The sequence below is a fragment of the Pseudoxanthomonas sp. X-1 genome (assembly GCF_020042665.1).
GTDB classification, from domain to species: domain Bacteria; phylum Pseudomonadota; class Gammaproteobacteria; order Xanthomonadales; family Xanthomonadaceae; genus Pseudoxanthomonas_A; species Pseudoxanthomonas_A spadix_A.
The window spans coordinates 271,536-297,998 of the sequence record NZ_CP083376.1 but is presented as its reverse complement, the minus strand read 5'-3'; the positions used below and the strand labels follow the sequence as shown (position 1 = coordinate 297,998).

Annotated in this window: 27 protein-coding genes; 10 read left to right on the top strand and 17 right to left on the bottom strand. The window is 71.2% G+C overall.

Going from position 1 to position 26,463, the window contains the following annotated elements:
- Positions 1 to 697: 697 nt before the first annotated feature.
- Positions 698 to 3,463 (bottom strand): DNA polymerase I, encoded by a 2,766-nt coding sequence (polA, locus tag LAJ50_RS01315; RefSeq protein WP_138653762.1) that lies wholly within the window; start codon positions 3,461 to 3,463, stop codon positions 698 to 700.
- 109 nt (positions 3,464 to 3,572) lie between these two features.
- Here polA and LAJ50_RS01310 point away from each other — a divergent pair, with 109 nt between their 5' ends.
- A complete protein-coding gene (locus LAJ50_RS01310) occupies positions 3,573 to 3,893 on the top strand; it encodes a DUF2782 domain-containing protein (protein ID WP_171044619.1) in 321 nt (106 codons plus the stop codon).
- Between the two features lie 147 nt (positions 3,894 to 4,040).
- Here the strand turns inward: LAJ50_RS01310 and LAJ50_RS01305 are convergent, their stop codons facing one another.
- On the bottom strand, positions 4,041 to 5,102 hold the full coding sequence (locus LAJ50_RS01305) for an acyltransferase (protein ID WP_171044620.1): 1,062 nt from the start codon (positions 5,100 to 5,102) through the stop codon (positions 4,041 to 4,043).
- A gap of 523 nt (positions 5,103 to 5,625) precedes the next feature.
- On the opposite strand from LAJ50_RS01305, the gene LAJ50_RS01300 reads away from it, so the two are divergent.
- The gene (locus tag LAJ50_RS01300) at positions 5,626 to 6,519 is read left to right on the top strand and encodes a ketopantoate reductase family protein (RefSeq protein ID WP_138653766.1); all 894 of its coding nucleotides are present in this window, start codon (positions 5,626 to 5,628) and stop codon (positions 6,517 to 6,519) included.
- A 10-nt stretch (positions 6,520 to 6,529) separates the two neighbouring features.
- On the opposite strand, the gene LAJ50_RS01295 is transcribed toward LAJ50_RS01300, so the two are convergent.
- The 3 genes from LAJ50_RS01295 to LAJ50_RS01285 form a co-directional block, all read right to left on the bottom strand.
- Positions 6,530 to 6,766, bottom strand: a complete 237-nt coding sequence (locus LAJ50_RS01295; RefSeq protein ID WP_130551187.1) for a hypothetical protein — start codon at positions 6,764 to 6,766, stop codon at positions 6,530 to 6,532.
- A 214-nt stretch (positions 6,767 to 6,980) separates the two neighbouring features.
- On the bottom strand, positions 6,981 to 7,226 hold the full coding sequence (locus LAJ50_RS01290; protein ID WP_138653768.1) for a hypothetical protein: 246 nt from the start codon (positions 7,224 to 7,226) through the stop codon (positions 6,981 to 6,983).
- A gap of 124 nt (positions 7,227 to 7,350) precedes the next feature.
- Positions 7,351 to 8,448: a DUF1615 domain-containing protein gene (locus tag LAJ50_RS01285; protein ID WP_138653770.1), complete on the bottom strand. Its 1,098-nt coding sequence runs from the start codon at positions 8,446 to 8,448 to the stop codon at positions 7,351 to 7,353.
- Positions 8,449 to 8,783: 335 nt separating this feature from the next.
- On the opposite strand from LAJ50_RS01285, the gene LAJ50_RS01280 reads away from it, so the two are divergent.
- A complete protein-coding gene (locus tag LAJ50_RS01280) occupies positions 8,784 to 9,173 on the top strand; it encodes an MAPEG family protein (protein ID WP_138653772.1) in 390 nt (129 codons plus the stop codon).
- Between the two features lie 10 nt (positions 9,174 to 9,183).
- Here LAJ50_RS01280 and LAJ50_RS01275 read toward each other — a convergent pair whose 3' ends face one another.
- The 3 genes from LAJ50_RS01275 to LAJ50_RS01265 are packed head-to-tail and all read right to left on the bottom strand — an operon-like array spanning position 9,184 to position 10,812.
- Positions 9,184 to 10,032, bottom strand: coding sequence for an NAD(P)-dependent oxidoreductase (locus LAJ50_RS01275; protein ID WP_138653774.1), 849 nt, complete (start codon positions 10,030 to 10,032; stop codon positions 9,184 to 9,186).
- Positions 10,029 to 10,196 (bottom strand): hypothetical protein, encoded by a 168-nt coding sequence (locus LAJ50_RS01270; protein ID WP_224096428.1) that lies wholly within the window; start codon positions 10,194 to 10,196, stop codon positions 10,029 to 10,031. The genes LAJ50_RS01275 and LAJ50_RS01270 overlap by 4 nt, the downstream gene beginning before the upstream one ends.
- A gap of 52 nt (positions 10,197 to 10,248) precedes the next feature.
- Complete coding sequence (locus tag LAJ50_RS01265) at positions 10,249 to 10,812, bottom strand: hydrolase (RefSeq protein WP_130551192.1); 564 nt, start codon at positions 10,810 to 10,812, stop codon at positions 10,249 to 10,251.
- An 81-nt stretch (positions 10,813 to 10,893) separates the two neighbouring features.
- Here LAJ50_RS01265 and LAJ50_RS01260 point away from each other — a divergent pair, with 81 nt between their 5' ends.
- The 3 genes from LAJ50_RS01260 (at position 10,894) to LAJ50_RS01250 (ending at position 13,221) form a co-directional block, all read left to right on the top strand.
- Positions 10,894 to 11,490 carry a TetR/AcrR family transcriptional regulator gene (locus LAJ50_RS01260; protein WP_138653776.1) on the top strand — a complete coding sequence of 199 codons (597 nt, stop codon included), beginning with the start codon at positions 10,894 to 10,896 and terminating at the stop codon, positions 11,488 to 11,490.
- Positions 11,491 to 11,607: 117 nt separating this feature from the next.
- Positions 11,608 to 12,327, top strand: coding sequence for a hypothetical protein (locus LAJ50_RS01255; protein ID WP_130551194.1), 720 nt, complete (start codon positions 11,608 to 11,610; stop codon positions 12,325 to 12,327).
- Between the two features lie 318 nt (positions 12,328 to 12,645).
- Positions 12,646 to 13,221: a DUF2058 domain-containing protein gene (locus LAJ50_RS01250; protein WP_138653778.1), complete on the top strand. Its 576-nt coding sequence runs from the start codon at positions 12,646 to 12,648 to the stop codon at positions 13,219 to 13,221.
- A 12-nt stretch (positions 13,222 to 13,233) separates the two neighbouring features.
- Here the strand turns inward: LAJ50_RS01250 and LAJ50_RS01245 are convergent, their stop codons facing one another.
- The 3 genes from LAJ50_RS01245 to ilvD form a co-directional block, all read right to left on the bottom strand.
- Entirely contained in the window at positions 13,234 to 13,614 is a 381-nt protein-coding gene (locus LAJ50_RS01245) for a VOC family protein (RefSeq protein ID WP_138653780.1), read from the bottom strand.
- A 61-nt stretch (positions 13,615 to 13,675) separates the two neighbouring features.
- Positions 13,676 to 14,581: a cyclase family protein gene (locus LAJ50_RS01240; RefSeq protein WP_130551197.1), complete on the bottom strand. Its 906-nt coding sequence runs from the start codon at positions 14,579 to 14,581 to the stop codon at positions 13,676 to 13,678.
- A gap of 66 nt (positions 14,582 to 14,647) precedes the next feature.
- Positions 14,648 to 16,486: a dihydroxy-acid dehydratase gene (gene ilvD, locus LAJ50_RS01235; RefSeq protein WP_138653782.1), complete on the bottom strand. Its 1,839-nt coding sequence runs from the start codon at positions 16,484 to 16,486 to the stop codon at positions 14,648 to 14,650.
- Positions 16,487 to 16,649: 163 nt separating this feature from the next.
- Between ilvD and LAJ50_RS01230 the strand changes: the two genes are divergently transcribed.
- From LAJ50_RS01230 to LAJ50_RS01215, 4 genes are all read left to right on the top strand, one after another.
- A complete protein-coding gene (locus LAJ50_RS01230; RefSeq protein ID WP_130551199.1) occupies positions 16,650 to 17,186 on the top strand; it encodes a DUF1190 domain-containing protein in 537 nt (178 codons plus the stop codon).
- Between the two features lies 1 nt (position 17,187).
- Positions 17,188 to 18,366, top strand: coding sequence for a glutathionylspermidine synthase family protein (locus tag LAJ50_RS01225; protein ID WP_138653784.1), 1,179 nt, complete (start codon positions 17,188 to 17,190; stop codon positions 18,364 to 18,366).
- A 50-nt stretch (positions 18,367 to 18,416) separates the two neighbouring features.
- A complete protein-coding gene (locus LAJ50_RS01220; protein WP_138653786.1) occupies positions 18,417 to 18,854 on the top strand; it encodes a hypothetical protein in 438 nt (145 codons plus the stop codon).
- Between the two features lie 216 nt (positions 18,855 to 19,070).
- The gene (locus LAJ50_RS01215) at positions 19,071 to 19,592 is read left to right on the top strand and encodes a hypothetical protein (protein WP_138653788.1); all 522 of its coding nucleotides are present in this window, start codon (positions 19,071 to 19,073) and stop codon (positions 19,590 to 19,592) included.
- 21 nt (positions 19,593 to 19,613) lie between these two features.
- Here LAJ50_RS01215 and LAJ50_RS01210 read toward each other — a convergent pair whose 3' ends face one another.
- From LAJ50_RS01210 to LAJ50_RS01185, 6 genes are all read right to left on the bottom strand, one after another.
- Complete coding sequence (locus LAJ50_RS01210) at positions 19,614 to 20,915, bottom strand: DUF58 domain-containing protein (RefSeq protein WP_138653790.1); 1,302 nt, start codon at positions 20,913 to 20,915, stop codon at positions 19,614 to 19,616.
- Positions 20,916 to 21,030: 115 nt separating this feature from the next.
- Positions 21,031 to 22,017 (bottom strand): MoxR family ATPase, encoded by a 987-nt coding sequence (locus tag LAJ50_RS01205; protein ID WP_224096427.1) that lies wholly within the window; start codon positions 22,015 to 22,017, stop codon positions 21,031 to 21,033.
- Positions 22,014 to 23,174, bottom strand: coding sequence for a DUF4350 domain-containing protein (locus LAJ50_RS01200; RefSeq protein ID WP_138651347.1), 1,161 nt, complete (start codon positions 23,172 to 23,174; stop codon positions 22,014 to 22,016). The genes LAJ50_RS01205 and LAJ50_RS01200 overlap by 4 nt, the downstream gene beginning before the upstream one ends.
- Positions 23,171 to 24,682, bottom strand: coding sequence for a DUF4129 domain-containing protein (locus tag LAJ50_RS01195; RefSeq protein WP_138651348.1), 1,512 nt, complete (start codon positions 24,680 to 24,682; stop codon positions 23,171 to 23,173). Before LAJ50_RS01195 ends, LAJ50_RS01200 begins: the two co-directional genes overlap by 4 nt.
- Positions 24,672 to 25,673 (bottom strand): stage II sporulation protein M, encoded by a 1,002-nt coding sequence (locus tag LAJ50_RS01190; RefSeq protein ID WP_138651349.1) that lies wholly within the window; start codon positions 25,671 to 25,673, stop codon positions 24,672 to 24,674. The genes LAJ50_RS01195 and LAJ50_RS01190 overlap by 11 nt, the downstream gene beginning before the upstream one ends.
- Positions 25,670 to 26,386 carry an RDD family protein gene (locus LAJ50_RS01185; protein ID WP_130551208.1) on the bottom strand — a complete coding sequence of 239 codons (717 nt, stop codon included), beginning with the start codon at positions 26,384 to 26,386 and terminating at the stop codon, positions 25,670 to 25,672. Before LAJ50_RS01185 ends, LAJ50_RS01190 begins: the two co-directional genes overlap by 4 nt.
- Between the last annotated feature and the right edge of the window lie 77 nt (positions 26,387 to 26,463).

Genomic DNA, 26,463 nt, shown 5'->3' with positions numbered 1-26,463 from the left:
AGCGGACAGGAAGGGAACGGCAGCATGCGCACCACACCACGAAGAGACTCGACCGGCAGGCGCGAAGTGTCGCCGAAAACCTGTCGCGCCGGTCGGGTCTTCGGGTTGCGGACAGGAAGGCGTTTGGACTCTGGAAGGGCAGCGCTCCGGCGGGCGCGCAGCGTGGACCAGGGATGGGCCGCAGCGACGAGTCGGCCAGGAGGGCGGACCGGGCCGGGGAGCCGCGTCCGGACGATTCGAGTCTGCGTGGCGGAGCAAGCTTTTCGAGCAGACGTGTATGACGACGGCGGCTTCGTTCCAGCACACTCCGGCGAGCGGGCATAAAAAAGCCCCGCGGAGCAGGGGGGGCTCGGCGGGGCCAGGGTACGGGAGCCTGGGGAGGGGCTCTTCGTACCAGAGATCGCCCCCAGGGGATGGGAGGACGATCCGCGACAGACCTTGCATCTGTCGAGGGCTATGAAAGCACTCCCAACATGGATAGATCGTGAAGGATCCAGTTAAAAACCCGTTGAATTTAGGGGTTATTCAGATCATAAACTGGTCAGTTCTGAAATTAATTTCCCGTTATCTCAAAAATGCGATGTAACCAGCTGTTTTCGCGGCGTCCTTGTGCGCCGGAAGTTTGCTGAGGCGGCACGCCGCTCCTCCATGAAGATGCGCCGCCGCTTCGCCGTATCAATGCGCCGAATCCGCCGAATCAGTGCGCCTCGTCCCAGTTGTCACCGACGCCACAATCGACTTCCAGCGGCACAGCCAGCGTGGCCGCTCCGGCCATCAGGCTGCGCGCCTGCACGGTCAGCGTGTCGACGAAGTCGACCTCGGCCTCGAACACCAGTTCGTCGTGCACCTGCAGGATCATCAGCGCGCTGTCGCGATGGTCGGCGAGCCACTCGTCCACCCTGACCATCGCGCGCTTGATGATGTCCGCCGCGGTGCCCTGCATCGGCGCGTTGATCGCCGCGCGCTCGGCGCCGGCGCGCTGGCCCTGGCTGCCGGCGTTGATGTAGTCCAGGTACAGGCGGCGGCCGAACACGGTCTCGACATAGCCCTGCTCGCGCGCCTGCTGGCGGGTGGCCTCCATGTAGTCGCGCACGCCCGGATAGCGGCTGAAGTACAGGGCGATGTAGTCCTGGGCCTCGCCGCGGCCGATGCCCAGCTGGCGCGCCAGGCCGAACGCGCTCATGCCGTACATCAGGCCGAAGTTGATCGCCTTGGCGGCGCGGCGCTCGTTGGGCGTGACCTGGTCGATGCTGCGGCCGAAGACCTCGGCCGCGGTGGCGCGATGCACGTCGGCGCCGGAGTCGAACGCGCCGACCAGGCCCGGGTCGCCGGACAGGTGGGCCATGATCCGCAGCTCGATCTGCGAGTAGTCGCAGGCCACCAGCTTGCGCCCCGGCGGGGCGACGAAGGCGCGGCGGATGCGGCGGCCGTCCTCGGTGCGGATCGGGATGTTCTGCAGGTTCGGATCGGACGAGGACAGGCGCCCGGTCGCCGCGCCGGCCTGGTGGTAGCTGGTGTGCACGCGGCCGGTCTGCGGATGGATCATCTCCGGCAGCTTGTCGGTGTAGGTGCTGCGCAGCTTGGCCAGGCCGCGGTACTCCAGGATCACGCGCGGCAGCTCGTGCGCGTCGGCGATGGCCTCCAGCGCCTCCTCGTTGGTCGAAGGCTGGCCCTTGGGCGTCCTGACCACCGCCGGCAGGCCCAGCTCGTCGAACAGCAGCGCCTGCAGCTGCTTGGGCGAATCCAGGTTGAAGCTGCGCCCGGCCAGTTCGGTCGCCTTCTGCTGGGCGGCGAGCATGCGCTTGGACAGGTCGGCGCTCTGGCGGCGCAGCTCGTCGGCATCCACGCGCACGCCGTTGGCCTCGATCCGCGCCAGCACCGGCACCAGCGGAATCTCGATGTGGCGATAGACCGAGTCCAGCGCCGGCTCGGCGGCCAGCTTCGGCGACAGCACCTGGTGCAGGCGCAGGGTGATGTCGGCGTCCTCGGCCGCGTAGCGGGTGGCGTCCTCCAGGGACACCTGCGAGAACGGGATCTGCTTGGCGCCCTTGCCGCACACGTCCTCGTACTTGACCGTGTCGTAGCCCAGGTAGCGCTTGGCCAGGCTGTCCATGTCGTGGCGGGCGCTGCCGGAGTTGAGCACGAAGCTCTCCAGCAGCGTGTCCTGGGTGTAGCCGGCCACTTCCACGCCGTGGCGGCGCATGACATGCAGGTCGTACTTGCCGTGCTGGCCGATCTTCTCAACGTCCGCATCGGTCAGCAGCGCACGCAGCGCCTCCAGCGCGTCCTGGCGCGACAGCTGCGCCGGCGCGCCCGGATAGTCGTGGCCCAGCGGCAGGTAGGCGGCCCTGCCCACTTCGGCGGCGAAGCTCAGGCCGATCAGGTTGGCCTGCATCGGGTCCAGGCTGTCGGTCTCGGTGTCGAAGGCGAAGCGGCCGGCGGCCTTGAGGGTGTCGATCCAGGCGTCGAGCTGCCCGGTGGTCAGCAGCGTCTCGTATTCGCCCGCGGCCGACAGCGCCGGATCGAGATCGGGCGCGGTGACCGGCGCGGGCGCGGCGCTGAAACCCGTGCCGCGCGCCCTGCCCGGCTCCTTTTCCGCGACCGGCACCGCCACGCTGCCGCCGTCCAGGTCCTTCAGCGCCTGGTTGAAGCCATAGCGCGCGTAGAGCTCGCGCAGTTCGTCCACGTGCTGCTCGCGCAGCGCCAGGTCCTGGGCGGTCACTTCCAGCGGCACGTCGGTGCGGATGGTCACCAGCGCACGGTTGAGCGGCAGGCGCTCCAGCGCCGCGCGCAGGTTGTCGCCGATCTTGCCCTTGATGCTGCCGGCGTTGGCGATGACGTTGTCCAGCGTGCCGTATTCGCCGAGCCACTTGGCCGCGGTCTTGGGGCCGCACTTCTCCACGCCGGGCACGTTGTCCACGGTGTCGCCCATCAGCGAGAGCAGATCGACGATCTGGTCCGGGCGCACGCCGAACTTGTCCATCACCGCCGCGTCCGAATCCATCCGGCTGCCGCTCATGGTGTTGACCAGCGCCACGCCCGGGCGCACCAGCTGGGCGAAATCCTTGTCGCCGGTGGAGATGGTCACCTGCAACCCGTCGCGGCAGCCCTGCACGGCCAGGGTGCCGATCACGTCGTCGGCCTCCACCCCTTCCACGCGCAGGATGTCGATGCCCAGCGCGTGGACGATCCTCATCATCGGCTCGACCTGCGCCCGCAGGTCGTCGGGCATCGCCGCGCGGTTGGCCTTGTACTCGGGGTACAGGTCGTCGCGGAAGGTCTTGCCGGGCGCGTCGACCACGAAGGCGACGTACTCGGGCCGCTCCTTCAGCGTGGCGCGCAGCATGTTGACCACGCCGAACAGCGCGCCGGTCGGTTCGCCGGCCGCGTTGCTCAGCGGCGGCAGCGCGTGGAAGGCGCGGTAGAGGTAGCTGGAACCATCGATCAGGACGAGTCTTGTCATGTGCGGATTCTACGCCGCGCCCCCGCGTCACCGGCCGTCACCCGATCGCATGCGCGCAGGCGGATAATCTCCCCGTCCCCATCCGCGAGATGCCGCCATGAAGCGCCTGATGCCTATCCTGACCTGCCTGCTGCTGAGCGGCGGGATCCTGCTCACCGGCTGCGCCAGCGGCGGCGGCGCGCGCCACGGTGGCCAGGAGCTGACCGAGATGGACCTGCCCGACGCCGACGTGGCCGTGCGCACCGAGGACAATGGCGACGTCATCCAGGAGTACCGCGTGGCCGGCGCGCTGCGCATGGTCAAGATCACCCCGAGTCGCGGCCCGGCCTACTACCTCTACGACGACAACGGCGACGGCAAGCTGGACCGCTCCAGCGACCCGAACCGCGGCGACATCTCGCCGGTGTACTGGAAGCTCTACGGCTGGTGAGCCCGAGACGGCGCGACCGCGCGCTGCTGAACCCTGCCGATGAAGCGCTGTTCGTTCCCGCGAAAGCGGGAATCCAAGGACGTCGGCCTTCAGCATGAAACCACCGGTTCCTGCTTTCGCGGGAGCGAAGGGTGCGTGTGGGCCGCGCTAGCGGCTCTCCGCGGCCGCTCCGGAAGAGGCGGACTTGCGTCGGGCCATCCGCTCCGTCCAGGTCCTACGCAACCAGCGGGTGAGCGGGCGTTCAAGCCCGCGGTAGCTCGCCAGTCCGACCAGCGCGCTCACCCCCAGCGCGGTGAGCAGGTAGCCCGCCAGCTGCAGCGGGCCCTGCAGCGGGATGCGCGCCCACAGCGCCTGCACCAGCAGCAGCGCCACCACGGTGTGGGTGAGGTAGACCGAATAGCTGGCGTCGCCCAGGCGTTCCAGCAGCGCGTAACGCGGCGCACGCGCCCCCAGCCCGATCGCGCCGGCCACCACCGCCACGCCGCACACGATCCGGCCGGCCAGCGCGAGCCCCTCCCCTGACACCGTCGGCACCAGCAGCAACCCCACGAGCCCCGCGGGCAGCAGCCAGCCCGGCAGGCGATCGGCGTGGCCGCGGCGATACAGCACGCCCAGCCAGAGCCCGCACAGGAACTCGAGCAGCAGCGGGCTGGTGTAGGTGCGCGCCAGCGGGCCGTGGAGATCGCCCAGCGCGCCCGCGGCGACCAGTGCCAGGATCAGCGCCGTGGGCACGGCCACCACGCGCCTGAGCACGATGCCGATGCAGAACAGCGCGTAGAAGAACATCTCGTAGTTCAGCGTCCAGCCCACGGCCAGCAGCGGATACAGCTGCCCGGGCTTGTCCGGGCTCTCGTGCGGGATGAACAGCAACGACCGCAGCAGATGCGACAGCTGCGTGGCGTCCAGCGGCGCCAGATGGCGGGCGACCTCGATCGCCAGCAGGGCGAAGGTCGCGATCCAGTACATCGGCACCACCCGGATCACCCGCTTGCCGATGAACTCGCCCCAGCGCTCGTCGCGCGCGGCCACGTACATGATCAGGCCGCTGATGACGAAGAAGATGTCCACGCCGGAGGCGAAGGCCTCGTAATGCGCCAGCGGGTTCCACAGCCAGGGAATCGGATTGCGCGCGTGATGCAGGACCACCATCAGCGCGGCGACGGCGCGCAGGGACTGGATGGCGGCGAGGCGATCCTTGTCCGACCCCATGCGGCTTGCTCCGGATGACGCCCGCGTGGGGCAGGAACGGGAGAAACTGACACGACGGACAGGAAGCGGGCCAGTGCCCATGCGCGGACCGTGACGGATGGCGCAGCTTGTGGGTAGCGCCGGCCGCTCGCCCCTGCGGTTTGGCTTGATCCAGGTGGGAGCGCTCCCTTTGCGCGCGGCGCAGGGGAAGGCTGGAGAAGGGGCTTTTGTGCTTGTGCCTGCCTGCAGTCGGCACGAAGCGAAAGCGCCGGCAACGGCGACACCTCCCCGGCCCTCTTCCCGCCTCCGGCGAAAGGGAGAGCGGATCGCGCGTGTTCCAGCGCTCAAGCGCCTTGAGCCACCGCAGCTCCCACGCTCGTCGTTGCCGCGAAGGCGGGGACCTCAGCGACTTTCGCATGACCATGAGCGTGCCGGCGCCACCGGCCTCAGCCTTCGCGGGAACAGCGGGTTCCGGCAGGCGCTCTTACCTCGCTCCCTGACACGCTCTAAAGTCCGTGGCTTTCCAGGATGAGGAGGCCGCGCGATGCGGATCGCGGTGATGGGGGCCGGCGCGGTCGGCTGCTACTACGGCGCCATGCTGGCGCGCGCCGGACATGCGGTGACGCTGATCGGCCGCGCGCCGCTGGTCGAGGCGGTACGGGCGCATGGCCTGCGGCTGGAATCGGCGAGGTTCGACGGCATGGTCGCGCTGCAGGCCAGCACCGATGCCTCGGCGGCCGCCGAGGCCGAGCTGGTGCTGTGCTGCGTGAAGTCCGGCGACACCGAGGCGGCCGGCGTCGCGCTCGCCCCCTGGCTCGCGCCGCAGGCCCAGGTGCTCAGCCTGCAGAACGGCGTGGACAACGCCGCGCGTCTGGCGCAGGCGCTGCAGCGCACCGTCATTCCTACCGTGGTCTACGTCGGCACCGAGATGGCCGGCCCGGCGCACGTGCGCCACCACGGCCGCGGCGAACTGGTGCTCGGCGCAGGCCCCTCCAGCGCCGCGCTGGCCGCGGCATTGACGCAGGCGGGCATCCCGACCGAGGTCTCCGACCAGGTGGACGCGGCGCTCTGGGCCAAGCTGGTGATCAACTGCTGCTACAACGCGCTGTCGGCCATCTCGCAGCAGCCCTACGGCGTGCTGGCGCAGGTACCGGAGGTCAAGGACACGATGCGCGCGGCCTTCGACGAATGCGTGGCGGTGGCCGCGGCTGCGTCCATCGCCCTGCCGGACGATCTGTGGGACGCCACGTACGGCCTGGCCCGCAACATGGCCGGCCAGCGCTCGTCCACCGCGCAGGATCTGGCGCGCGGCCGCCCCAGCGAGATCGATCACCTCAACGGCACCATCGTGCGGCTGGGCCGGCACCATGGCGTCGCCACGCCGGTCAACCACACGCTGTGGAGCTTGGTGAAGCTGCTCGAAGCCGCGCCGCGCTAGCGGCTCCGATTCAGGGCGCGCGGCGGTACACCGCCGCGTTGATGCACGACAGCACGCTGATGATGAACCAGCCGAAGGGCAGCAGCGACAGCGTGATCAGCCAGGTGATGGCGAAGGCCACGCAGCCGGTCACGAACCACAGCACCGCGGAAATCAACCGGCCCTGGAACAGCTGGCCCAGTCCCGGGATGAAGAAACTGCAGATGGCGGCGATGACGTTGCCTGCCGAACCCTGTCCTGCGCTCATGGGGATGCCCTGGTGTCCGCTGCGGATCGATGACCGCGATGCTCACCGCGCACGGCGGTCGCGCCCAGTGACGAAGGTCATGCGCCAGGCGCGCAGGCTTGCGCGAGCAACCGTCGCTTCCGCGAACGCAGGCGCCTAGCGCCTTCTGCCCCCTGCATCGGGAGGCTGCGGGCTCCGCCTCGCGGCCAGGCCCCAGGCGGCGCGCCGGCCGCGCTCAGTCCGCCAGCGCGATCCGCATCCCGTGCGGGGCCAGCATCGCGTTCAGTCGTGGCGTCAGGTCCAGTTCCGGCGGCGCGCACGCCTCGATGTCGTCCAGCCGCTGCATGAACGCGTTCCAGAAATCGCCCGGTGCCGGATGCGAAGCCACCAGCGCCGGCAGCGCCTGTTCGAGCGCCTGGAGCATGGCATCGAGCTGCGGCGGCACGGCGGGCGGAAGCGGGGTCATGGCGGGCTTGCGCATGCGCGCGGCGCGCGCCTGCGTGGCGATGGCGGAGGGGAACGCCGCATCATAGGGGCGCCTGGCGGGGCGGCCGCCACGCGGGCGGCAGCCTGTCCGCTTTCGCTGACCGCTCGGCGCGACCAGCTCAGCGGCGCATGCACCGCTGCCAGCGCGCATTGACCCGGTCGGCGAACCAGGCGGTGGTCAGCTGACGGGTGATCTTGGGGCTTTCCAGCCGGATGCCGGGCAGCACGGCACGCGGCAGCGGCCGCCCGGCCGCCGCGTCGCCCAGCGCGAACACGCGCGCGTACAGCGCGGTGTCCTCGAACGCCAGCGCATCGCCCTGCTGCAGCGCGCGGCGGATCTGGCCGTCGTCCATGTCCAGGCGTGGGCCAAGGGCGCGCACCGCGCGTTCGGTGGCGCCGGGATCGTCCATGCCCGCGCCGGGCCGGAGCAGGTCGCCGTCCAGGGCCAGCTTGACGCCCGAGGCACGGCTGACGGCGGCCTGGAAGGCGGCGTTGCGGCTGGCGTACCAGCCGGCGTTGAAATCGGCGAAGCGATACAGCAGCGCGTCGTAATGCGCCGGATAGCCCAGCAGATGCGCGGTGCCGAAGTACAGCCCGCCACGCCGGGTGAACACCTCGTGGCGCACGCCGGCATCCAGCGGATACGGATAGCCGCGCGTGTGCGCCTGGGCGAAGGCGATGCTCACCTGCATCGGCCCGCCGGTCCGGACCGGATTGAGCCCGCCGAACAGCTTGCCGCCCAGCGGCACCATGCCGACGAAGTCCTCGTAGAGCTCGCTGAGCTGGCGCTCGGTGCGCACCTCGGCCAGGCGTTGGGCATAGCGGCGCCCGTCGGGCGAGGTGATACGCAATGCCGCATCGACCAGCAGCCCAGGCACGTGCAGCGCCGCCGCGCGGCGGTCGATCTCGCCGCGCGCGATCGCCGGCAGCCCGGGCACCGGCGGATCGGCCTGGTAGGTGGATTCCTGCTCGGCCACCGCCAGCACCGCGCACACGTGTTCGGTACTGGGTTCGATGCCCTGGGCGGTCAGCGCCACGTACACATCGTCGGCCCAGCCCTGCGCGTCGGGCAGCGTGGCCGGCAGCTTGCGCACGATCTCGGCGCGCACCGCGTCAGGGTGACGCTGCGGCGCCTTGGGCTGGGTCGCGCAGCCGGCCAGCAGCACGCAAAGCAGGCCGAGGGCGGCATGGACCGTGGTGAATCGGCTTTGTGTCATGGGGGCGCATGCTGCCATGCGCGTCGCCCTGAGGCGCGTCATGGTGTCTGGGCGTGGCGCTTCGCGGTGCGGAGACCACGTTCCGCGAAGCGCCCGGGCGGGCGGACCAGGACCTGCACGACGACTTGTCACTGATCCGCTGGCGCGCCTGGCCAACGGCGTGGACCAGACCAGCGCGAGTTCGGCCCCAAGCGGCTCCAGCGCTGCCTGGGCGCGTGCGCTGGAGCCGCGCCCCGTGGCCGCGCCGCTTTCCGAGCCCCGCAGCGCCTCGCCGCCGGCCGTTCACATGCCGATGCGGGACACTGCCCGCTCTCCCGAACGCGCCGAGTCGCCCCATGCCGATCGAACTGAAGCTGCTGGGCTGGTCCATCCTGCTGGGCCTGGCCTATGTGCTGCTGGCCGCCGCGCTGGTCACCGCCAAGCGCGGCGTGGCCTGGAACGCCGGCAACCGCGACGCCCCGGCCGAACCACTGCGCGGCCCGCCCGCGCGGGCACAGCGTGCCAGTGCGAACTTCCTGGAGACCTTCCCGTTCTTCGCCGCCGCGGCGCTGGCCGTGGTCGCACTGGACCGCAGCAGCCCGCACACGGCGCTGGCCGCGCAGTTGTACTTCTGGTCGCGGCTGGCCTACCTGCCGGTGTACGTGATCGGCATTCCCTACCTGCGTTCGGCCATCTGGGTGGTGTCGCTGTGGGCCATCCTGCAGCTGGTGTGGGCGCTGCTGTAGCCCCGCGCCGTCAGCGCACGCCCGACGCGGGGAAGGCACGCAGCACCGCGGCCGCCTCGCCTGCACCGTCCAGGTCGTCGGCCAGCGCGCGGCAGTGCGCGGCCAGTGCGGTGTAGATCGCGGCCTCGGGCCGATCCGGGCCGATGAAGGCGGCGATCTCCTCCATCTCCGGCGCCCAGCGCCGCGCCTTGGGCAGCAGGTCCGGCAGCCCGTGGTCCAGCTGCGCCAGCAGCGCGGGATGGGTCTGCCCCAGCGCCGCGCGCAGGGCCTCCCCGGCGTCGTGGCGCTGCGCCGCCAGGGCCATGGCGGCGCCCAGCAGCGCCACGCCCTTGTTGATCCCGGCGTAGGCCATCTTCAGCGCGCTGGCCGCGCCGACGCCGCCGCGCAGCGTGCGGGCCTGCAGACCATGCGTTTCCAGCAGGGTGGCCAGCTCCGTCGCATCGTCGGACACGTAAATGGTCGGGCCGGGCGCATCGCCCTTGGGCGGGAAGCCGAGGATGCAGCCGTCGACGAAGCGCGCGCCCGCCACCTCGATCACCGCCTGCACCTGCGCGGCGGTGTCGGGATTGATCGCATTGAGGTCGACGAACACCGGCGGCCGCGCCACGCCCTGGCACCAGCCCGCGAACGCCCGCGCCAGGGGCATCGCCTGCGCCGGCGGCACCACCGACAGGAACCAGCGCGCCTGCATCAGCTCGCCGGTGGCCACCGCGCGCAGGCCGGCGGCCTCGGCGCGTGCCTGGCTGGACGCGCTGCGGCCTTCCAATGCGGTGAGCACCGGCACGCCGTGCGCCACCAGACGCGCGCCGAGCGCCGCGCCCATGGCGCCGGGCGCCACCAAGGCCAAGGGATCGGTCATCGCACGCGCTCGCTCGCCGGAAGATGCCGCACATCCTGCGCCTGGCCGTCGACCGCGCCCAGCGATGCCGAGCCGAAACGTCCCGCCAGGAGGAACGTCCAGCTGCCGCGATTGCGCTGCGGCCCGCAGGCCCTGCCGCAACGCACCTCACCCAGGCGCGCCATGGGGCGCCGCGTTCCCCGGCGCGACTCCCATGGACCAGCGTTCGCGATGCCGCTAGGCCTGCAGCTGCAGCGCGTCGCTGGGGACGATGCGCGCCACGCGCGGCAGCACGTGTTCGAGCGTCATCCGGTGCAGCTCCTCCGAGACGCTGGCGCACAGATCCGGCGCGACGACCACGGAGAATCCCAGCTCCCAGGCGTGGCGCGCGGTGGACTCGACACCGAAGTTGGTGGCGATCCCGCCCAGCACGATGGTGTCGATGCCGCGGCGGCGCAGCTGCTGCTCCAGGCTGGTCCCGGTGAAGGCGCCCCACTGGCGCTTGGTCACGCGCAGGTCGCCGGGCTGGACCAGGCCGTCGTGCAGTTGCGACCAGTCGGCCGGCAGCGGACCGCCGCCGAGCGGGCGGTCGACCGGCTGGCGCGGCGCATCGACCATGTCCGCGCCGAAATCGACATTGAGCAGCACGACCTGCGCGCCGGCCTGGCGGAAGCGGGCGGCGGCGGCGATGCCGCGGGCCGCGACTTCCTCGCCACGGATGGGCTGCAGCGGCATGGCGGTGATGCCGTGCTGCAGATCGATCAACACAAGCGCCGTGCGGCGCGGGGACAGGGTCAACATGGGGACCTCCAGGGGACAGGGGACACAACGAAGTGGGTGGGTTAAAATGCGAGGATCGACTCGCATAAGAGAATTGTGAGGATGCCCTCGCAAAAGTCAACCCTGGGGGTCGCCCCCAAGCGCCAGCGCGGCCGCGACCGCGTCGCGGCGATCCTGGAGGCGGCCACGCAGCTGTTCATCGACCACGGCGCGGCGGTCACCATGACCGAGATCGCGGCCCGCTCGGGCACGGCGATCGGTTCGCTGTACCGGTTCTTCCCCACCCGCGACGCGGTGGTGGCGACGCTGCTGGAGCGCTACACCGAGGACCTGCGCCGGGCGCTGTCCGAGCTTGAGGCGCGTGCCGCGACGCTGGCGCCCGACGCGCTGGCCGATGCGCTGCTCGGCCTGGCCCTGGATCGCAAGGCCGAACGCACCGCCGCCCTGGTGCTGGTGGAGATCACCGGCGACGAAGCCCTGCGCGCGCGGCTGCGCGAACAGATGCGCCAGGGCGTGGGCGACATCCTGCGGCAGGCCGGCACCGTACCGGCGGCGCAGGCACCGGCAGCGGCCGAGGCCGTGGTGCTGCTGATCAAGGCGGCCGGCAGCCTGGCGTTGCAGCCAGACAGCCGCGACGCGCTGGACGAGCTGCGCCAGCTGCTGCGGCATTACCTGGAACAGCGCAACCGATCGCACTAGCGATCGCGGCGGCGTCTGCCGGCTCTGCCATCCGCCGGCACCCGCACAACAACTTTTTAATCCCGTTCCCGGTCATGATGCGCGCTTGCTCGCGGCATCGGGCCGTGGAGGAACGTGATGAAGTTACGAGTCGCCGCATCGGCGCTGCTCCTGCTGTGCGCCGCCTGCCAACCCGCCGCCACGCCGGAACCGACCGCGCCGCCGCCGGTGTCCGAGCCGGCGCCCGCGGAGTGCAAGGCCAACCCCGATTGCGAACAGGGCGAGATCTGCAGCAACGGCAACTGCACCGCCTCCAGCGCCGGCGCCAACCCGATCGCGCCCGGCGCGCCCGGTGCCTCGGCCCCGACCCTGCCGCCGCAGGACAATGTCCCGCAGCCCGTTCCGTCGCAGTCCGGCCCGCCGGCGATGGCCTCGGTCGGCGACCTGGTGCCCGGCGTGCCGACCTGCAAAGCCGGCGATGGCCGCACGCCGATCCCGGTGTGGAAGCCCGCCGTCACCGCCGACAACGTCGTCGACAGCGCGCCGCCGCAGGAAGACCACCAGGTGGTCGTGCTCGACCTGGAGTCCCTGCACGAACCCAAGTGCAACGACAAGGACAGCAACGCCTTCACCGTCGCCTCTTCCGGCGCGCCGGAAGAGGCGCTGCGGATCGGCGTCCGCGGCAACACGCAGGAGATCGAGGGCATCTGCCACCTCGCCGGTCTCTACCGCACCGAACTGGTGCCGGCCAAGCAGGGCAAGCACGGCAAGACCGAGCCGGCGCGCATCGAGTTCATCGCCGAGGATGCCTCGGGCATCGCCTCGTCCAACCGCTACTGCGTGCAGGCCGCGCCCTGAGCGGCATGGCCGTCGTAAGCGGCGGCCGCTGATCGCCTGGTCCGCACCGGCTGCCTGCCATCCGGCGCGCAGCGGGCGGCGTCTGCGAACCTCCGTCGTTCCCGCAGACGCGGGTAGTCGGGAAGTTGGCTTCTGCGTGAAAGCCGCTGGATTGCCGCGTTCGCGGGAATGACGGTGGACGGGTTTGACGGCGACTTCCTGGGCAACGCAAGGCGTGCGGAACGCCGCGGCCTTTGAGGCCAGTGAAGCTCACTCGCGCGCGGCGCGCTTGGTCCCGGCGCTACACTGCCCACCCGAGTTCGACGACACGTTCCACCCATGCGCAATCCCCTGCAGGAGCAGCTGCTCAAAGCCGGCCTGGTCAAGAAGGGCAAGGCCGACCAGATCGCCCGCGATCAGGTCAAGGCGCGTCTGGCCAAGGGCCAGGCCAGGCCGCCTGCCGACGCGGACCGCGTGGATGCCGCCAGGCTGCAGGCCGAACGCGCCGAGCGCGACCGCGCCCTGGCCGCCGAGCGCAATGCGCAGGCCAAGCGCCAGGAGCTGCTGGCGCAGATCCGCCAGATCGTGGACACGCACAAGGTCAAGCGCGGCGGCGAGGTCGAGTACCGCTTCAACGACGGCAAGGCGATCCGCACCGTGCTGGTCGACACCGCGCTGCGCGCCCAGCTGGCCAGTGGCGCGCTGGTGATCGTGCGCCATGGCGAGGGCGTGGAGCTGATCCCGCGCGCCGCCGCGCAGAAGGTCTACGAGCGCGATGCCGCGTTCGTGCTGCTCGACCATGGCCGCAAGGCGGCGGATGAAACGTCGTCTTCCGCGGACAGCGCCGCGCCGGCAGGCGACGACGACTTCTACGACCAGGACCGTTTCAAGGTGCCGGACGACCTGATCTGGTGACGCGCGCGGCGGTCACTGCCCCGCGGGCGGCTCCCACAGCTCGACCTTGTTGCCTTCCGGGTCGATGACCCAACCGAACTTGCCCTGCTCGGAGGACTGCGTGTCCTCCAGCACATGGCAGCCTTCGCTGCGCAGCGCGGCCAGCAGCGCATCGAGATCGGCGACGCGGAAGTTGACCATGAACGACGCGGTGCCCGGCGCCATGTACGTGGTGTCGGCGGCGAATGGGCTCCACAGCGTCATGCCGGGCTCGCTGCCCTCGCCGCCCCAGCTGAAGATGGCGCCGTTCCAGCCGGCCACCTCCAGGCCGAGGTGATCGCGATACCAAGCGGCCAGGGCGGCCGGATCGCGCGCCTTGAAGAAGATCCCGCCGATTCCCGTGACTCGCTTCATCGCGCTGCTCCGTGGGTGATGGCGGATTCTTGGTCGCCGGCGGCATGCGGGCAAGTGCCGCTCAGCGCACGCGCACGCCCTTGCCGGCATCCCAGTGCAGCGGCTTGTCCGACCGCGGCAGCGGCGCATCACGACGCGGATCGGCGGCCACACCGTGCGGCCAGTCGGGCGGGCAGATCGCGGTGAAGCTGGCGTAGCCGCCGGTGCCGCCCTTGAACCGTGGGAAGCCGATCGCCACCAGCGCGCCGACTTCCGGCACCTGGTCCAGGTGCGCCACGCCTTCGGCCTGGGCGTAGCCGTGGTGCATCAGCCAGGCCTCGCCTTCCAGCTTGGGGCTGTCGTCGGTGTCCAGCGGCTCGTGCCCGTGCAGCAGGATGTGGCGCTGTTCGTGCAGGAACTTCAGCGCCGGCAGCGACACGCCCGGGAAGCGCTCAAGTCTGGCCAGCGCCGGATCCGGCCAGCGCCTGGACCAGTCCGAACGCACGAAGACCACCGCCCCTTCCGGAATGCGGCCATGGCGCCGCTCGAAGGCCTCGATGTCGGCCACGCTCAGCGCATAGCCGGGGTCGCGCTTGACCTGCTCGACGATGGAGATCACCACCAGCGGGCGCAGGGTGTAGCTGGCCGGCAGTTCGTCGATGGATGGATACTCCGGTGCCCAGTGCGCGGGCGGATCGAGCTGGGTGCCCAGCTGGTCGGTGGCCAGCGTGTAGCGCGTGGCCTCGAACCCGTCCTTGGCGTAGGTGTAGGCATGGCCATCGGCCGGATCTCGCGCCGGTTCGAACGTCGAGGGCCCGAAGCCGTGCCACACCGGAATGTCCGGCGCGATCACATGCGAGAGCGATACGTACTTCACGCCCTTGAGCTGCTGGGCGTAGACGTCCCACAGGCGGGTGTCGTCGGCGTGGGCCTGCGGGGCCAGTAACCCCAGCAGCGGAACGATCAGCAGGCAGGCGAGTCGATGCATGGCGGGCTCCCGGTCAGGAGCCCGCATCTTGCCGTGGACACCCTGGGCTTGACCACGCCGGCCGCCTCAGCCGTCCAGCAGGGCCTTGTCGCGCACGGCGCCCTTGTCGGCGCTGGTGGCCAACAGCGCATAGGCCTTCAGCGCGGTGCTGACCTTGCGCGGGCGCGGCTGTGCCGGCTTCCAGCCCTTGGCGTCCTGCTCGGCGCGGCGGGCGGCGAGCTCCTCGTCGGAGACCAGCAGGTTGATGCCGCGGTTGGGGATGTCGATCAGGATGCGGTCGCCGTCGCGCACCAGGCCGATGGCGCCGCCGGCGGCGGCCTCCGGCGAGGCGTGGCCGATGGACAGGCCCGAGGTGCCGCCGGAGAAGCGGCCATCGGTGAGCAGCGCACACTGCTTGCCCAGGCCCTTGGATTTCAGATACGAGGTCGGGTAGAGCATTTCCTGCATGCCGGGGCCGCCCTTGGGGCCTTCGTAGCGGATCACCACCACGTCGCCGGCCTTGACCTCATCGCCGAGGATGCCCTTGACCGCCGCATCCTGGCTCTCGAACACCCTCGCCGTGCCTTCGAACACGTGGATGGATTCGTCCACGCCGGCGGTCTTCACCACGCAGCCATCGCGGGCGATGTTGCCGTAGAGCACGGCCAGGCCGCCTTCTGCCGAATAGGCGTGTTCGACGCTGCGGATGCAGCCCTGCGCGCGGTCCACGTCCAGCGACGGCCAGCGCGTGGCCTGGCTGAAGGCGATCTGGGTCGGGATACCGGCCGGGCCTGCCTTGTAGAAGGTCTGCACGGCCTCGTCCTGCGCGGTCGTCACGTCCCACCTGGCGATGGCCTCGGCCAGCGTCCGCGCGTGCACGGTGGGCACCTCGGTGTGCAGCAGCCCGCCGCGCGCCAGCTCGCCCAGGATCGCCATGATCCCGCCGGCGCGGTGCACGTCCTCGATGTGGTACTTCTGCGTGTTCGGCGCGACCTTGCACAGCTGCGGCACCCGCCGCGAGAGGCGGTCGATGTCGCGCATGTCGAAGGGCACCTCGCCCTCCTGCGCGGCGGCGAGCAGATGCAGGATGGTGTTGGTCGACCCGCCCATGGCGATGTCCAGCGTCATCGCGTTCTCGAAGGCCTCGAACGTGGCGATGCCGCGCGGCAGCGCGGTGGGATCTTCCGCGCCGTACCAACGATGGCACAGCTCGACCGCGGCCACGCCGGCGCGCTTGAACAGCGCCTCGCGGTCGGCATGGGTGGCCACCACGGTGCCGTTGCCCGGCAGCGACAGGCCCAGGACCTCGGTCAGGCAGTTCATCGAGTTGGCGGTGAACATGCCGCTGCACGAGCCGCAGGTCGGGCAGGCGCTGCGCTCGACCGCGGCGACCTGCTCGTCCGTCGCGTTCGGATCGGCCGCCATCACCATCGCGTCGATCAGGTCCAGCTTGTGATCGGCCAGCCGGGTCTTGCCGGCCTCCATCGGCCCGCCGGAGACGAACACGGTGGGGATGTTGAGGCGCAAGGCGGCCATCAGCATGCCCGGGGTGATCTTGTCGCAGTTGGAGATGCACACCAGCGCGTCGGCGCAGTGCGCATTGACCATGTACTCGACCGAGTCGGCGATGATCTCGCGGCTGGGCAGCGAATAGAGCATGCCGTCATGGCCCATGGCGATGCCGTCGTCCACCGCGATGGTGTCGAACTCCTTGGCCACCCCGCCCACGCGCTCGATCTCGCGCGCCACCAGCTGGCCCAGGTCCTTCAGATGCACATGGCCGGGCACGAACTGGGTGAAGGAGTTGGCGATGGCGATGATCGGCTTGTGGAAGTCGGCGTCCTGCATGCCGGTCGCGCGCCACAGCGCGCGGGCGCCGGCCATGTTGCGGCCGTGGGTGGAGGTCCTGGAGCGGTACTCGGGCATGGCGGTCGGTCTTGAGCGAGCGCGAAGGCTGGCGTGCGGCGGAAAGCCGGCATTTTCCTCCGTTTGCTCCGTTGCTGCTGCAACTGACCGTTCAGCCATGTAGGGCCAGGCGCCCGGCGCTGCAGGCATCATGGGCCCATCGCCCGCCCCTGACCGGACCCCGATGAAACGCTCCACCACCACGCGCCTGCTGCTGATGGGCGCCGCGCCCCTGCTGTTCACCGCCTGCCAGAACGAGCCGGACGTCCGCCAGGGCCTGTACACCACGGTCGAGGCCTGCACGCGAGAGACCGGCGACGCGGCCAGCTGCAAGCAGGCCTTCGACAGCGCCCAGAAGCAGTCGGCCGACCAGGCGCCGCGCTACGCCACGCGCGAGCAGTGCAAGGTGGACTGGGGCGAGGACCGCTGCGCCGAGCAGCGCGACAGCCAGGGGCACTCGTTCATCGGCCCGCTGATGGCTGGCTTCTTCATGTCGCAGATGCTGAACAACCGCGCCGGCTTCAACGCCGCGCCGGCCTACCAGAACCGCGACAACGGCTGGCTGCGGCCCACCCCGGGCGCGCGGCCGGACACCTCCGGCGCGTTCCGCACCGGCACCACCGGCATGACCCCGGTCAACGCCACGCCCAACCGCGCCGTGACCGTCAGCCGCGGCGGCTTCGGCGCGCGCAGCAGCGGCCGCGCCAGCTTCGGCGGCTGACATGCGCCGCATCGCCATCACCCCGCGCGGCGACTGGCGCGCGCAGGCGGCCGAGTGCGGCTTCGACTTCCACACCATCGACGGCGCGCCGTACTGGGACGAAAGCGCGTACTACGCCTTCACCCTGCGCCAGATCGAGGACGACCTGGAGGATCCGAGCGCCGAGCTGCACGCCATGGCGCTGGACCTGGTGGACGACATCGTGCGCGACGCGCAGCTGCTCGAACGCCTGGCGATCCCGCAGTTCGCCTGGTCCTGGATCGCCGAGAGCTGGCAGCAGCGTCAGCCGCATCTGTACGGCCGGCTGGACCTGGCCTACGACGGACGCGGGCCGGCCAAGCTGTACGAGCTGAACTACGACACGCCCACGTCCCTGTTCGAGGCCGCGTTCTTCCAGTGGCAGTGGCTGGAGGACCAGCGCGCCGCGCAGCGGCTGCCGGCGCAGGCCGACCAGTTCAACGCGCTGCACGAGGCGCTGGTGGCGCGCTTCGGGCAGATCGCGCCCGCCCTGCACGGCCCGCTGCGCTTCGCGGCCGTGCGCGACTCCACCGAGGACCGCGGCACGGTCGCCTATCTGCGCGACTGCGCGGCCCAGGCGGGGCTGGAGAGCGAGTTCGTCGCCATCGAGGACATCGGCCTGTCCGAGGACGGCCGCTTCACCGACCTGGACGATGGCGTGATCGGCACGCTGTTCAAGCTGTACCCGCTGGAGGACCTGCTGGCCGAGGAGTTCGGCCGTGCCCTGCCGGCCTCGGGCCTGCAGCTGCTGGAACCGGCGTGGAAGGCGGTGCTGAGCAACAAGGGCCTGCTGCCGCTGCTGTGGCAGCGCCATCGCGGCCATCCCAACCTGCTGGAAGCGCATTTCGACGACGGCACGCCGCTGCGCGCGGGCCGGGTGCGCAAGCCGCTGCATTCGCGCGAGGGCGCCAACATCGCCCTGCACCTGGCCGATGGCGGCTGGCAGGAAAGCGACGGCCCCTATGCCGGACCGTGCATCGTCCAGGCGGCCCATCCGCTGACCGCCTTCGACGGCCGCTACCCGCTGATCGGCAGCTGGGTGATCGGCGATAGCGCCTGCGGCATCGGCATCCGCGAGGACGACACCCGCATCACCCGCGACAGCGCGCGCTTCCTGCCGCACGCGATCATCGATGAGGCGCCCGGGGTGTTCTACGCCTGAGCGCGGCGGCAGACTGGGCGCGGTGGAGGGCGATACAAGGACGAGGCCTGATGCGATTCCTGAAATCCCATGCGCTGCTGATCGCCAGCGTGCTGCTGTACGGCGTGTCGCTGTTCCTGCCTGCGCTGTACGGCGGCGGCTCGTACCTGATCGGGCTGGTGCTGCTGATCTTCGGCGCCCTCCCGCTGGCCGATTCCTCCTGTTTCGCCTGGCTGGCGAACGGCCTGTACGCGGCGGCGCTGATCGCCTACCTCATGCGCCGCACGCGCGTGGTCCTCGTCCTGAGTCTGCTCGCATTCGGGGTGGGACTGGACACGGTGCGCGTGGACCGCTTTCCGCTGGACGAGGGCGGAATGAATGTCATGCGCCAGGCCTTCGGCGAAGGCTTCTACCTCTGGGAAGTGAGCTTCCTGCTGCTGGCCGTCTCGGCTGCCGTGCCGCTGCTGCGTGCGCGAAAGAACCAGCCGCCGCCTTTGCCGCCGGTTTAAGCGGACCGCCGGTACGGCGAGGCGCATGCAGCAAGGAAGACGATCGCGCCTACAACATCCACTTAGCCGTGAGCGCGATACCCGCACCAACTGCGACGGCTAGTGCTTCATGCCGCACGGCAACAGCAACGGGCGCGTGAGAGCTCCTACGCCTGATCCGATTCGTGTCTTAGAATCAAGCCACGCTACCGGATGAACAGCGAGTCAGGAACGCAAATGAGGGATCCAAGGCCGGATCTGATCGGGTTTGAAGCACGGAATCGCAAGGACCGGAAAAGCCTCTTGCTGGTGGCGGTGACAAGTCTCGCGCTTGCGCTCGTTGCCGATGCGGCAGCCAGGCTCGGTCCATTTGCCGCGGTCGCCCTACCGCAGGATCAACGACGCGCCTGGGTCTATGTTGTCCTGGGCTACGGTCTGCTGGTGCCGCTGTCGATGGCGTTGCAGCGGTCGAGCATGCAGCATCTCCCCCTCCGCCCGGGTGGACTACCCGACCGGCTTTTCCTTCTGATCCTTGCCCTTTGCCTGGCGCTACCGGCCTTTTTCTTCCCAGAGTCGCTACTTGCCTCCGGCGAAGGTCTGATCGGCCGATCGGGGTTGGTCTATCGCGGCATGGTGAGTTCTTCGCTGTCGCTCGCTTTGACCGGGACCATCCTGTTCTACGTCGCTGCCGCCTTTGTTTGGCTGTTGTTGGCCGCGATCAATCACGTTTTCTCGGTGAAGCGTGGCGACGAGCGATGAGTTCTTCCCGCGAGCAGTCGACTACAGCAACCCCTCGCGCTTGACCGCCAGATAGCGCTCGACCAGCGCGGCGGGCAGCTGGGCAGTGGTGACATCCAGCACCATCACGCCATGGCCGCGCAGGGCGTCGTGGGCCGCGGCGCGCTGTTCGAGATAGCGGGCCACCGCGCCGGCCTGGATGGCGCCGGACAGGTCGGCGACCTCGGCGTCCAGCGCCTGGTCCAGCTCGGCCTCGCGCAGGCTGGCCACGCACACCAGGTGCCGGCGGCGCAGCAGGTGCACGGCCGCCAGCAGGTCCTCGATGTCCTCGTCGCGCACGTTGGTCACCAGCATCACCAGCGCGCGGCGGCGCTGGCGTGCGGACAGTTCGCTGGCCATCGCGAGGTAGTCGCAGGCGGTGGCCGAGGGCTGCAGGTCGTAGGCCGCGCGCAGCAGGGTGTCGATGCCGGCCATGCCGCGTCGCGGCGGCACCCAGCGCGGCTGCTCGCCGGCGGACAGCAGGCCGGCGGCATCGCCCTGGCGCAAGGCGAGGTAGGCCACCACCAGCGCGGCATTGAGCGCATGGTCGAAATGCGCCAGCCCGTCCTCGCGCGCCAGCATGCGCCGGCCGGTGTCCAGCACCAGCACCAGCTGCTGGTTCTTCTCGTCCTGATACTCGCGCGAGATCAGCTTGCGCGCGCGCGAGGTGGCCTTCCAGTCGATCTGGCGCAGGCTGTCGCCGACGCGGTACTCGCGCATCTGGTTGAAGTCGGTGCCCTCGCCCCTGCGGCGCTTGAGATGCGCGCCGACCAGCCGCGAGGCCTGGTCGGCGCTGAACAAGGCCAGCCGGGCCAGCGGCGCGAAGTCCGGGTACACGCGCACCGCCTGCGGCGCGCCGACCACGCGCGCCTGCTTCCACAGCCGCAGCGGCGAGGCCAGGCGCAGCTGCACGCCGGCGAACCAGGCATCGCCGCGCGCGATGGGGCGCAGCGTGTAGGCGAAGGTGGCGGTGGCGTCGCGCGCCAGGACCAGCGCGCGCGGCAGGCCCTGCGCGGGCCAGGCGCCCGGATGCAGATCGAACACCTCCACGCGCTGCGCGCGCCCGGGCGAGGCGAGCGTGAGCTGCACCTCGCGCGGCAGGTCCAGCGCCAGCGCCTCGGGCACGCGGCGCTGCACCAGGGGCGCGGGCCGGCGCCACAGCGCCAGCGCATCGATGAACGCCAGCGTCGCGATCGCCGCGCCGATGCCCTGCCAGGCCAGCAGCGGCAGCTCGGCGAACAGCACCGCCAGCCCGGACGCGCCCCAGGCGCACAGCAGCGCGATCAGTGGCGGGGCTGGCCTCATCGCCACGATGCCGCCGTGAGCGCCCGCCTGGTGGGAGCCGCCATGGCGGCGAGGGGCTTTCCCGGGAAAGCCTCATCGCCGCCATGGCGGCTCCCACGAAAGCGTGGTAGCGAGCTCACTTGCGCGGCGCCTCGACCTTGGCCAGCAGCGCGGCCAGCACGTCGTCGGGCGACTGCCCCTCGATCTGCAGCTCCGGCGCCAGCGCGATGCGATGACGCAGCGCCGGCAGCGCCACCTCGCGCACATCGTCGGGAATCACGAAGTCGCGCCCGCCCAGCACCGCCTGCGCGCGCGCCGCCCGCACCAGCGCGATGCTGCCGCGCGGCCCGGCGCCCAGCGCGATGCCCGGCCAGCTGCGCGTGGCGGCGGCCAGGCGCACGGCGTAGTCGATCACCTGCGCGTCCACCTGCACCTGCGCGGTGGCGCGCTGCAGCGCGACCACATCGCTGGCCGAGGCCACGCAGCGCACCTGGCTCAGGTCGAAGTCGGCGGCGGTGCGACCGGTGGTGATCGCATCGACCATGCGCTTCTCGTCCTCCAGCGCCGGATAGTCGATCAGCACCTTCAGCAGGAAACGGTCCAGCTGCGCCTCGGGCAGCGGATAGGTGCCTTCCTGTTCGACCGGATTCTGCGTGGCCAGGGTCAGGAACGGCGGCGCCAGCGGGAAGGACTGGCCCTCGATGGTCACCTGCCCTTCCTGCATCGCCTCCAGCAGCGCCGACTGGGTTTTGGCCGGCGCGCGGTTGATCTCGTCGGCCAGCAGCAGGTGGGTGAACACCGGCCCGCGCCGGATCTCGAAGCGCTGCGTGCCCGGGTCGAACACCGCATGGCCCGACACGTCGCTGGGCATCAGGTCCGGGGTGAACTGCACGCGCGCGAAGTCCAGCGACAGCGCCTGCGCCAGCGCGCGCACCAGCAGGGTCTTGCCCAGGCCCGGCACGCCTTCGATCAGCACGTGACCACCGGCCAGCAGCGCGATCAGGATCTGGTCCAGCGCCCGCGGCTGGCCGATGAAGGCGCGCGCCACCTCGGTGCGCACGGCGGCCACGCGGTCGGCGGCGCCTTCGATGGCCGGCAGCGCGGCGTGGGGGAACTCGCTCATAGTCGTTGCCTCATGGACATCAGCAGGGAAATACGGTCGGCGAACTCGCGGCGCTCGCGGCCGGTCGGGGTCTGCAGCGCGCGCGCCACGCGCGCGGCCGGCAGGTCGAAGCGCCGCGCCAGCGCATCGGCCTGGGCGGCGCCGCTCAGCGCGGCGGCCACCGGATCACTGCGCCGGAGCCTGGCCAGGAACGCGCCGCGCGCGGCGGCGTACAGCAGCACTTCGCGGCGATAGCGGTAGAGGTGCTCGCCACTGGCGCGCACATGCTCGAGCAGCGAGCGGCGCGCCGGGGCCGGCGGAGGTTGCAGCGGTCCGAAGCGCTGCGCGCGCAGGGCCATCCAGGCCAGCAGCGCCAGCAGCAGCGGCACCGACACCGGCCAGCCGCGCTCGACCAGCGTGCGCCACAGCGACGGCATCTGCGTGGCGTAGACCAGGTGCATGGTGCCGTGGCCGTAGTTGGGCGCCAGCACCTGCCGGGCCAGCACCTGGTGCGTCGGCGCGCGCAGGCCGCGGCCATCGTCGCCGGGACGTGGCGCGGCGCCGTTCTGCAGGAAATCCACGTCGGCCAGCACGTCGACAAAACCCTGGCCGCGCGCCAGCCGCGCGTAGACGTAGCCGTCGCGCAGGTTGCCCCAGGCCAGCACCGGCTGCGCGCCCCGCAGTCCGAACCGCCGCGCGCCGCAGAACTCCACGTGCGGCGGCTGGCCCCGCACCTGGAACCGCTCGCAGCCGCCGACCGGCATCGGCTCCAGCTTCAGCGCCTCCAGCAGCGGCATCGATTCGCGCAGGCCGAACGCTTCGCCCGGTGGCGCGCGCACCACCAGGTGCCCGCCGCGCGCGACCCAGTCCAGCAGCGCCGATGCGCGCGCGGCGTCGAGATAGCGCGGATCGTCCAGCAGCACCAGCGTGTCGCGCCGCCCCAGCCGGGCGATGTCCAGGTCCAGGCGCGGGCGCGCTTCCACCGCCACGCCATCGGCGCGCAGCGCCTGCTTGAGGACGTAGAGCGGGTTCCACGCCGCCTCGCCGACCGGCGGCAGGTCGACGCGGCGCGCCACGCGCTCGTAGGTGTGCACGAACCACGCCACCAGCACGAACAGCACCGTGCAGGTGGCCAGCGTGATCAGGGCCGGCTTGGCGCCACGCGTGCTCTGGCTCATGCCGGCCACCGGTAGCGCGCCTGCAGGGCGCCGACCAGCGCCTCGAATTCCTCGGGCTGCGGCAGGCGCTGCGCGTAGGCCGCGTACTGCCACACCCGCACCATGCGCGCGAACAGGCCACGGTCGGCGTCCTCGGGCTGGCGCTGCGCGGCGCGCAGGCACTGCGCCTCGGTCGCGCCGGGCGGCAGCACCACGCCGGCACGCTCGGCCATCGCCTCGACGCTGGCGCGATACAGCAGGGCCAGAGCGTGACGCGGCTGGCCCTGTGCCCACAGCCGGCGCGCGCTGGCGGCGATGTCCGGCGGCAGGACCTGCGGCAGTTCGACCACGCCGGTGGTCACCGGCGCCGGCACCGGCCGCGGCGTGCGCACCCCGCGCATCCACGGCCACCAGTGGCGCGCACTGACGAGCAGGAACACCACCAGCAGCCCCAGCACGATCCACAGCCCCCACTCGCCGATGAACGCCAGCACGCGCTGCACGCTTTCCAGCCAGCCCATGTCCAGCTTGGGCGGCTCGCTGACCTCGGGCGGCCGGCGGCGCTGCCAGGTGTGGTCGGTGCGATGGCGATCGATCAGCGGGTCGCGATAGGCCCGTGCGACCGCCTGCCGGAAGCGCGCGTCGTCCACGCGCTGGCCTTCGAACACCTGCTCCACCCCGGGCGGCGGCGCCTCGCTGGCCGGCGCCGGCTGCTGCGCGCGCAGCGGCGCCACCCCGACCAGCGCCAGCAGCAGCACCAGCGGCGCGGACGCGGCCAGCAGGTGCTGGCGCAGCCGGCGAAAGGCGATCTCCACGTCCCAGGCCTCGATCTGCGTGCGCCGGTTGAGATACAGGCCGAAGCCGGCGCCGACGAAGAACGGCTCGACCGCACCGATGGCGATCCAGAAGAAGGCGTTGAAGCCCAGCTGTGCCCACAGCGGCGGATCGGACAGCAGCGCTAGTCCCGCGCGCGCGGCCTGCGGCAGGTAGTCGATCGGCACGAACACGGCCACCATCGCCACGCCCGCCAGCGTCAGCGCCAGCTGGAAGCCCAGGAACGCCAGCGTCAGCACCAGGGCGTTGCCGTAGAGCGTCGCGCCCAGCACGCGCCGGCGCGCCCGCAGGCGCGCGCCGCGCTCGCCTTCCAGCGTCTCGATCGGCAGGAACAGGCTGCGCGCGCCGCTGAAGCGGCGCCAGGTCAGATAGCCCAGCATCGGCCGCCAGCCCCAGCGCAGCTGCGCGGCCAGGGTCTGGCGCGTGGTCGGCGCCTGCCCGAACACGCCGCGCGAGATCACATACAGGGGAACGCGGTCGAACAGCGGCTTGATCCACCACAGCACCAGGCACGAGGCCAGCGGCGAGGACAGCGCCCAGGCGCCGGCGTTGACCAGCACGAACACCGGCAGCGCCAGCCACAGCCATGGCCTCCAGATGGCACCGGCGTGGCGGCGCACCAGCGCGGTGCCCAGCTCGACCGCCTCCCAGGGCGAGCGCGCGCGCAGTTCGACCGTGAGCTGCTCAGCGCGCATCGTGCTCCTTGTCCGCGCCGCCGCGCCCGCCGCGCCACAGCCAGACGATCACCCCGGTCCACAGCACCGCCGCCACGGCGTACTTCACCGCATACGGGATGCTGGCGACCGAGGACCAGAACGCCTCGACGAAGGCCGCCACCAGCAGCATGAAGGCCACGCCCAGGCACAGCCGCGCCCCGACGATGCCGGCCTGCATCAGCGCCTGCCCGCGCGTGCGCCGCCCCGGCGCCAGCCAGCTCAGGCCCAGCTGCAGGCCGGCGCCGCCGGCGATGACGATGGCGGTCAGTTCGAACGCGCCGTGCCCGCACACGAAGCTCCACAGCGGCCCGCCCGAGCCGATCCGCGTGAGATGGCCGAACACCGCCCCGATGGTCAGCCCGTTGCTCACCAGCACCACCAGGCTGCCCACGCCCGCCACCAGGCCGCTGGCGAAGGTCTGCAGGCCGATGCCGATGTTGTTGCGGATATAGACGCCGAACATCATCCAGTCGCTGCCGCTGTCGCGACCGATGCGCGGATTGGACGGGTCGTACATGCGCTCCATCGCCGCCACCATGCGCTGATCCATCAGCGCATGGATCAGCTCGGGGCGGAACTGCAGCAGCACCGTCATGGTCACCAGCGGCGCGCCGAACAGCACCAGCGCCACCCACATGCAGCGGGCCTGGCTGCGCACCAGCCGCGGGAAACCGGCCATCAGGAACTCCAGCGCCGTGCGCCAGCGCAGCGGCGGGGTGCGGTAGAGCACCTGGTGGCCCTGTTCCATCAGCGTCTGCAGGCGCCCGGTGACCTGCGCGCTGTAGCCGCGGCGGCGCGCCAGCGACAGCTGCTGGGCGATGCGCCGGTAGCGCTGCGGCATGGCCTCGTCGCCCAGCGCGCCGGTGTTGCGCGCGTCCTGCGCGCGGCGCGCATCGGCGCGCGTGCGCAGCCAGTCCTCCAGCTCCTGCCACTCGCGCTGGTGGCGTGCGACGAACTGCTCCTGCCTCATCGCCGCCCCAGCAGCCAGTTGGCCATGCCGAACAGGCGCAGCACCCCGGCCGGGCCGCGCGCGCCGGTCAGCGGCTCGAGCAGGTCGGCCAGTTCGACCTGGCGCTCGGGCGTGAGCTGCGGCGCGCGTTCGCCGAAGGCGACGATGGCCGCCTGTTCGGCGGGGCGCAGCGTGGCGCGCGGCACCACCACGGCATTGATCGGCGCCGGCGCCGGCGGCTCGGCGTGCTCGGCATGGACGACCAGCGTGCCGGCCGCCAGGTCGCCCAGCCGGCGCGCGGATGGATCGATCAGACTCACCACCAGCCCGGCGGCGTAGCCGAAGGGCAGCATGTCCACCACGCGCAGCAGGTTGCGGGTGATCGACGCCGGCCAGCCGATCGGCGCGCCATTGGCCAGCACCACGCGCAGGCGCATCGCCCGCTTGCCCAGGGTCTGCCCGTGCCACAGCGCCTCGAGCACGATCATGTAGCCCCATTGCAGGAGGAAGGCGACGATCAGGCTCAGGCCGCCGCCTAACTTGCCCAGCAGGCCCAGCAGCAGGGTGACGGCGAACATCAGCGCCACCCGCACCACCAGATCCACGCCCCAGGCCACCGCGCGCGGGACCGGCCCGGCGGCGGGCAGCTGCAGCGACACGCCTTCTGGCGTGACCACCTCGCGCACGGTATCGAGCACCACGGCCGGTGCGGCCTCCTGTGCGATGGCCGTCATCGAGCGTCCCGTTGAAGAACCCACGCCTGCCTGTGCATGCCTGCCGTCGTCCCTGCCCCGGCCAGACTGTAGCGAGC

Excerpts from the sequence above, each read along its gene's own strand:
- LAJ50_RS01295 (WP_130551187.1), bottom strand. The coding sequence starts at position 6,766 with ATGAGCGCAGGACAGGGTTCGGCAGGCAACGTCATCGCCGCCATCTGC.
- LAJ50_RS01265 (WP_130551192.1), bottom strand. The coding sequence starts at position 10,812 with ATGTTGACCCTGTCCCCGCGCCGCACGGCGCTTGTGTTGATCGATCTG.
- LAJ50_RS01240 (WP_130551197.1), bottom strand. The coding sequence starts at position 14,581 with ATGCATCGACTCGCCTGCCTGCTGATCGTTCCGCTGCTGGGGTTACTG.
- LAJ50_RS01220 (WP_138653786.1), top strand. The coding sequence starts at position 18,417 with ATGCGATTCCTGAAATCCCATGCGCTGCTGATCGCCAGCGTGCTGCTG.
- LAJ50_RS01275 (WP_138653774.1), bottom strand. The coding sequence starts at position 10,032 with ATGACCGATCCCTTGGCCTTGGTGGCGCCCGGCGCCATGGGCGCGGCG.
- LAJ50_RS01205 (WP_224096427.1), bottom strand. The coding sequence starts at position 22,017 with ATGAGCGAGTTCCCCCACGCCGCGCTGCCGGCCATCGAAGGCGCCGCC.
- LAJ50_RS01230 (WP_130551199.1), top strand. The coding sequence starts at position 16,650 with ATGAAACGCTCCACCACCACGCGCCTGCTGCTGATGGGCGCCGCGCCC.
- LAJ50_RS01280 (WP_138653772.1), top strand. The coding sequence starts at position 8,784 with ATGCCGATCGAACTGAAGCTGCTGGGCTGGTCCATCCTGCTGGGCCTG.
- LAJ50_RS01215 (WP_138653788.1), top strand. The coding sequence starts at position 19,071 with ATGAGGGATCCAAGGCCGGATCTGATCGGGTTTGAAGCACGGAATCGC.
- LAJ50_RS01245 (WP_138653780.1), bottom strand. The coding sequence starts at position 13,614 with ATGAAGCGAGTCACGGGAATCGGCGGGATCTTCTTCAAGGCGCGCGAT.
- polA (WP_138653762.1), bottom strand. The coding sequence starts at position 3,463 with ATGACAAGACTCGTCCTGATCGATGGTTCCAGCTACCTCTACCGCGCC.
- LAJ50_RS01250 (WP_138653778.1), top strand. The coding sequence starts at position 12,646 with ATGCGCAATCCCCTGCAGGAGCAGCTGCTCAAAGCCGGCCTGGTCAAG.
- LAJ50_RS01300 (WP_138653766.1), top strand. The coding sequence starts at position 5,626 with ATGCGGATCGCGGTGATGGGGGCCGGCGCGGTCGGCTGCTACTACGGC.
- LAJ50_RS01285 (WP_138653770.1), bottom strand. The coding sequence starts at position 8,448 with ATGACACAAAGCCGATTCACCACGGTCCATGCCGCCCTCGGCCTGCTT.
- LAJ50_RS01255 (WP_130551194.1), top strand. The coding sequence starts at position 11,608 with ATGAAGTTACGAGTCGCCGCATCGGCGCTGCTCCTGCTGTGCGCCGCC.
- LAJ50_RS01200 (WP_138651347.1), bottom strand. The coding sequence starts at position 23,174 with ATGAGCCAGAGCACGCGTGGCGCCAAGCCGGCCCTGATCACGCTGGCC.
- LAJ50_RS01260 (WP_138653776.1), top strand. The coding sequence starts at position 10,894 with ATGCCCTCGCAAAAGTCAACCCTGGGGGTCGCCCCCAAGCGCCAGCGC.
- ilvD (WP_138653782.1), bottom strand. The coding sequence starts at position 16,486 with ATGCCCGAGTACCGCTCCAGGACCTCCACCCACGGCCGCAACATGGCC.
- LAJ50_RS01270 (WP_224096428.1), bottom strand. The coding sequence starts at position 10,196 with ATGGCGCGCCTGGGTGAGGTGCGTTGCGGCAGGGCCTGCGGGCCGCAG.
- LAJ50_RS01210 (WP_138653790.1), bottom strand. The coding sequence starts at position 20,915 with ATGAGGCCAGCCCCGCCACTGATCGCGCTGCTGTGCGCCTGGGGCGCG.
- LAJ50_RS01305 (WP_171044620.1), bottom strand. The coding sequence starts at position 5,102 with ATGGGGTCGGACAAGGATCGCCTCGCCGCCATCCAGTCCCTGCGCGCC.
- LAJ50_RS01195 (WP_138651348.1), bottom strand. The coding sequence starts at position 24,682 with ATGCGCGCTGAGCAGCTCACGGTCGAACTGCGCGCGCGCTCGCCCTGG.
- LAJ50_RS01225 (WP_138653784.1), top strand. The coding sequence starts at position 17,188 with ATGCGCCGCATCGCCATCACCCCGCGCGGCGACTGGCGCGCGCAGGCG.
- LAJ50_RS01290 (WP_138653768.1), bottom strand. The coding sequence starts at position 7,226 with ATGCGCAAGCCCGCCATGACCCCGCTTCCGCCCGCCGTGCCGCCGCAG.
- LAJ50_RS01185 (WP_130551208.1), bottom strand. The coding sequence starts at position 26,386 with ATGACGGCCATCGCACAGGAGGCCGCACCGGCCGTGGTGCTCGATACC.
- LAJ50_RS01310 (WP_171044619.1), top strand. The coding sequence starts at position 3,573 with ATGCCTATCCTGACCTGCCTGCTGCTGAGCGGCGGGATCCTGCTCACC.
- LAJ50_RS01190 (WP_138651349.1), bottom strand. The coding sequence starts at position 25,673 with ATGAGGCAGGAGCAGTTCGTCGCACGCCACCAGCGCGAGTGGCAGGAG.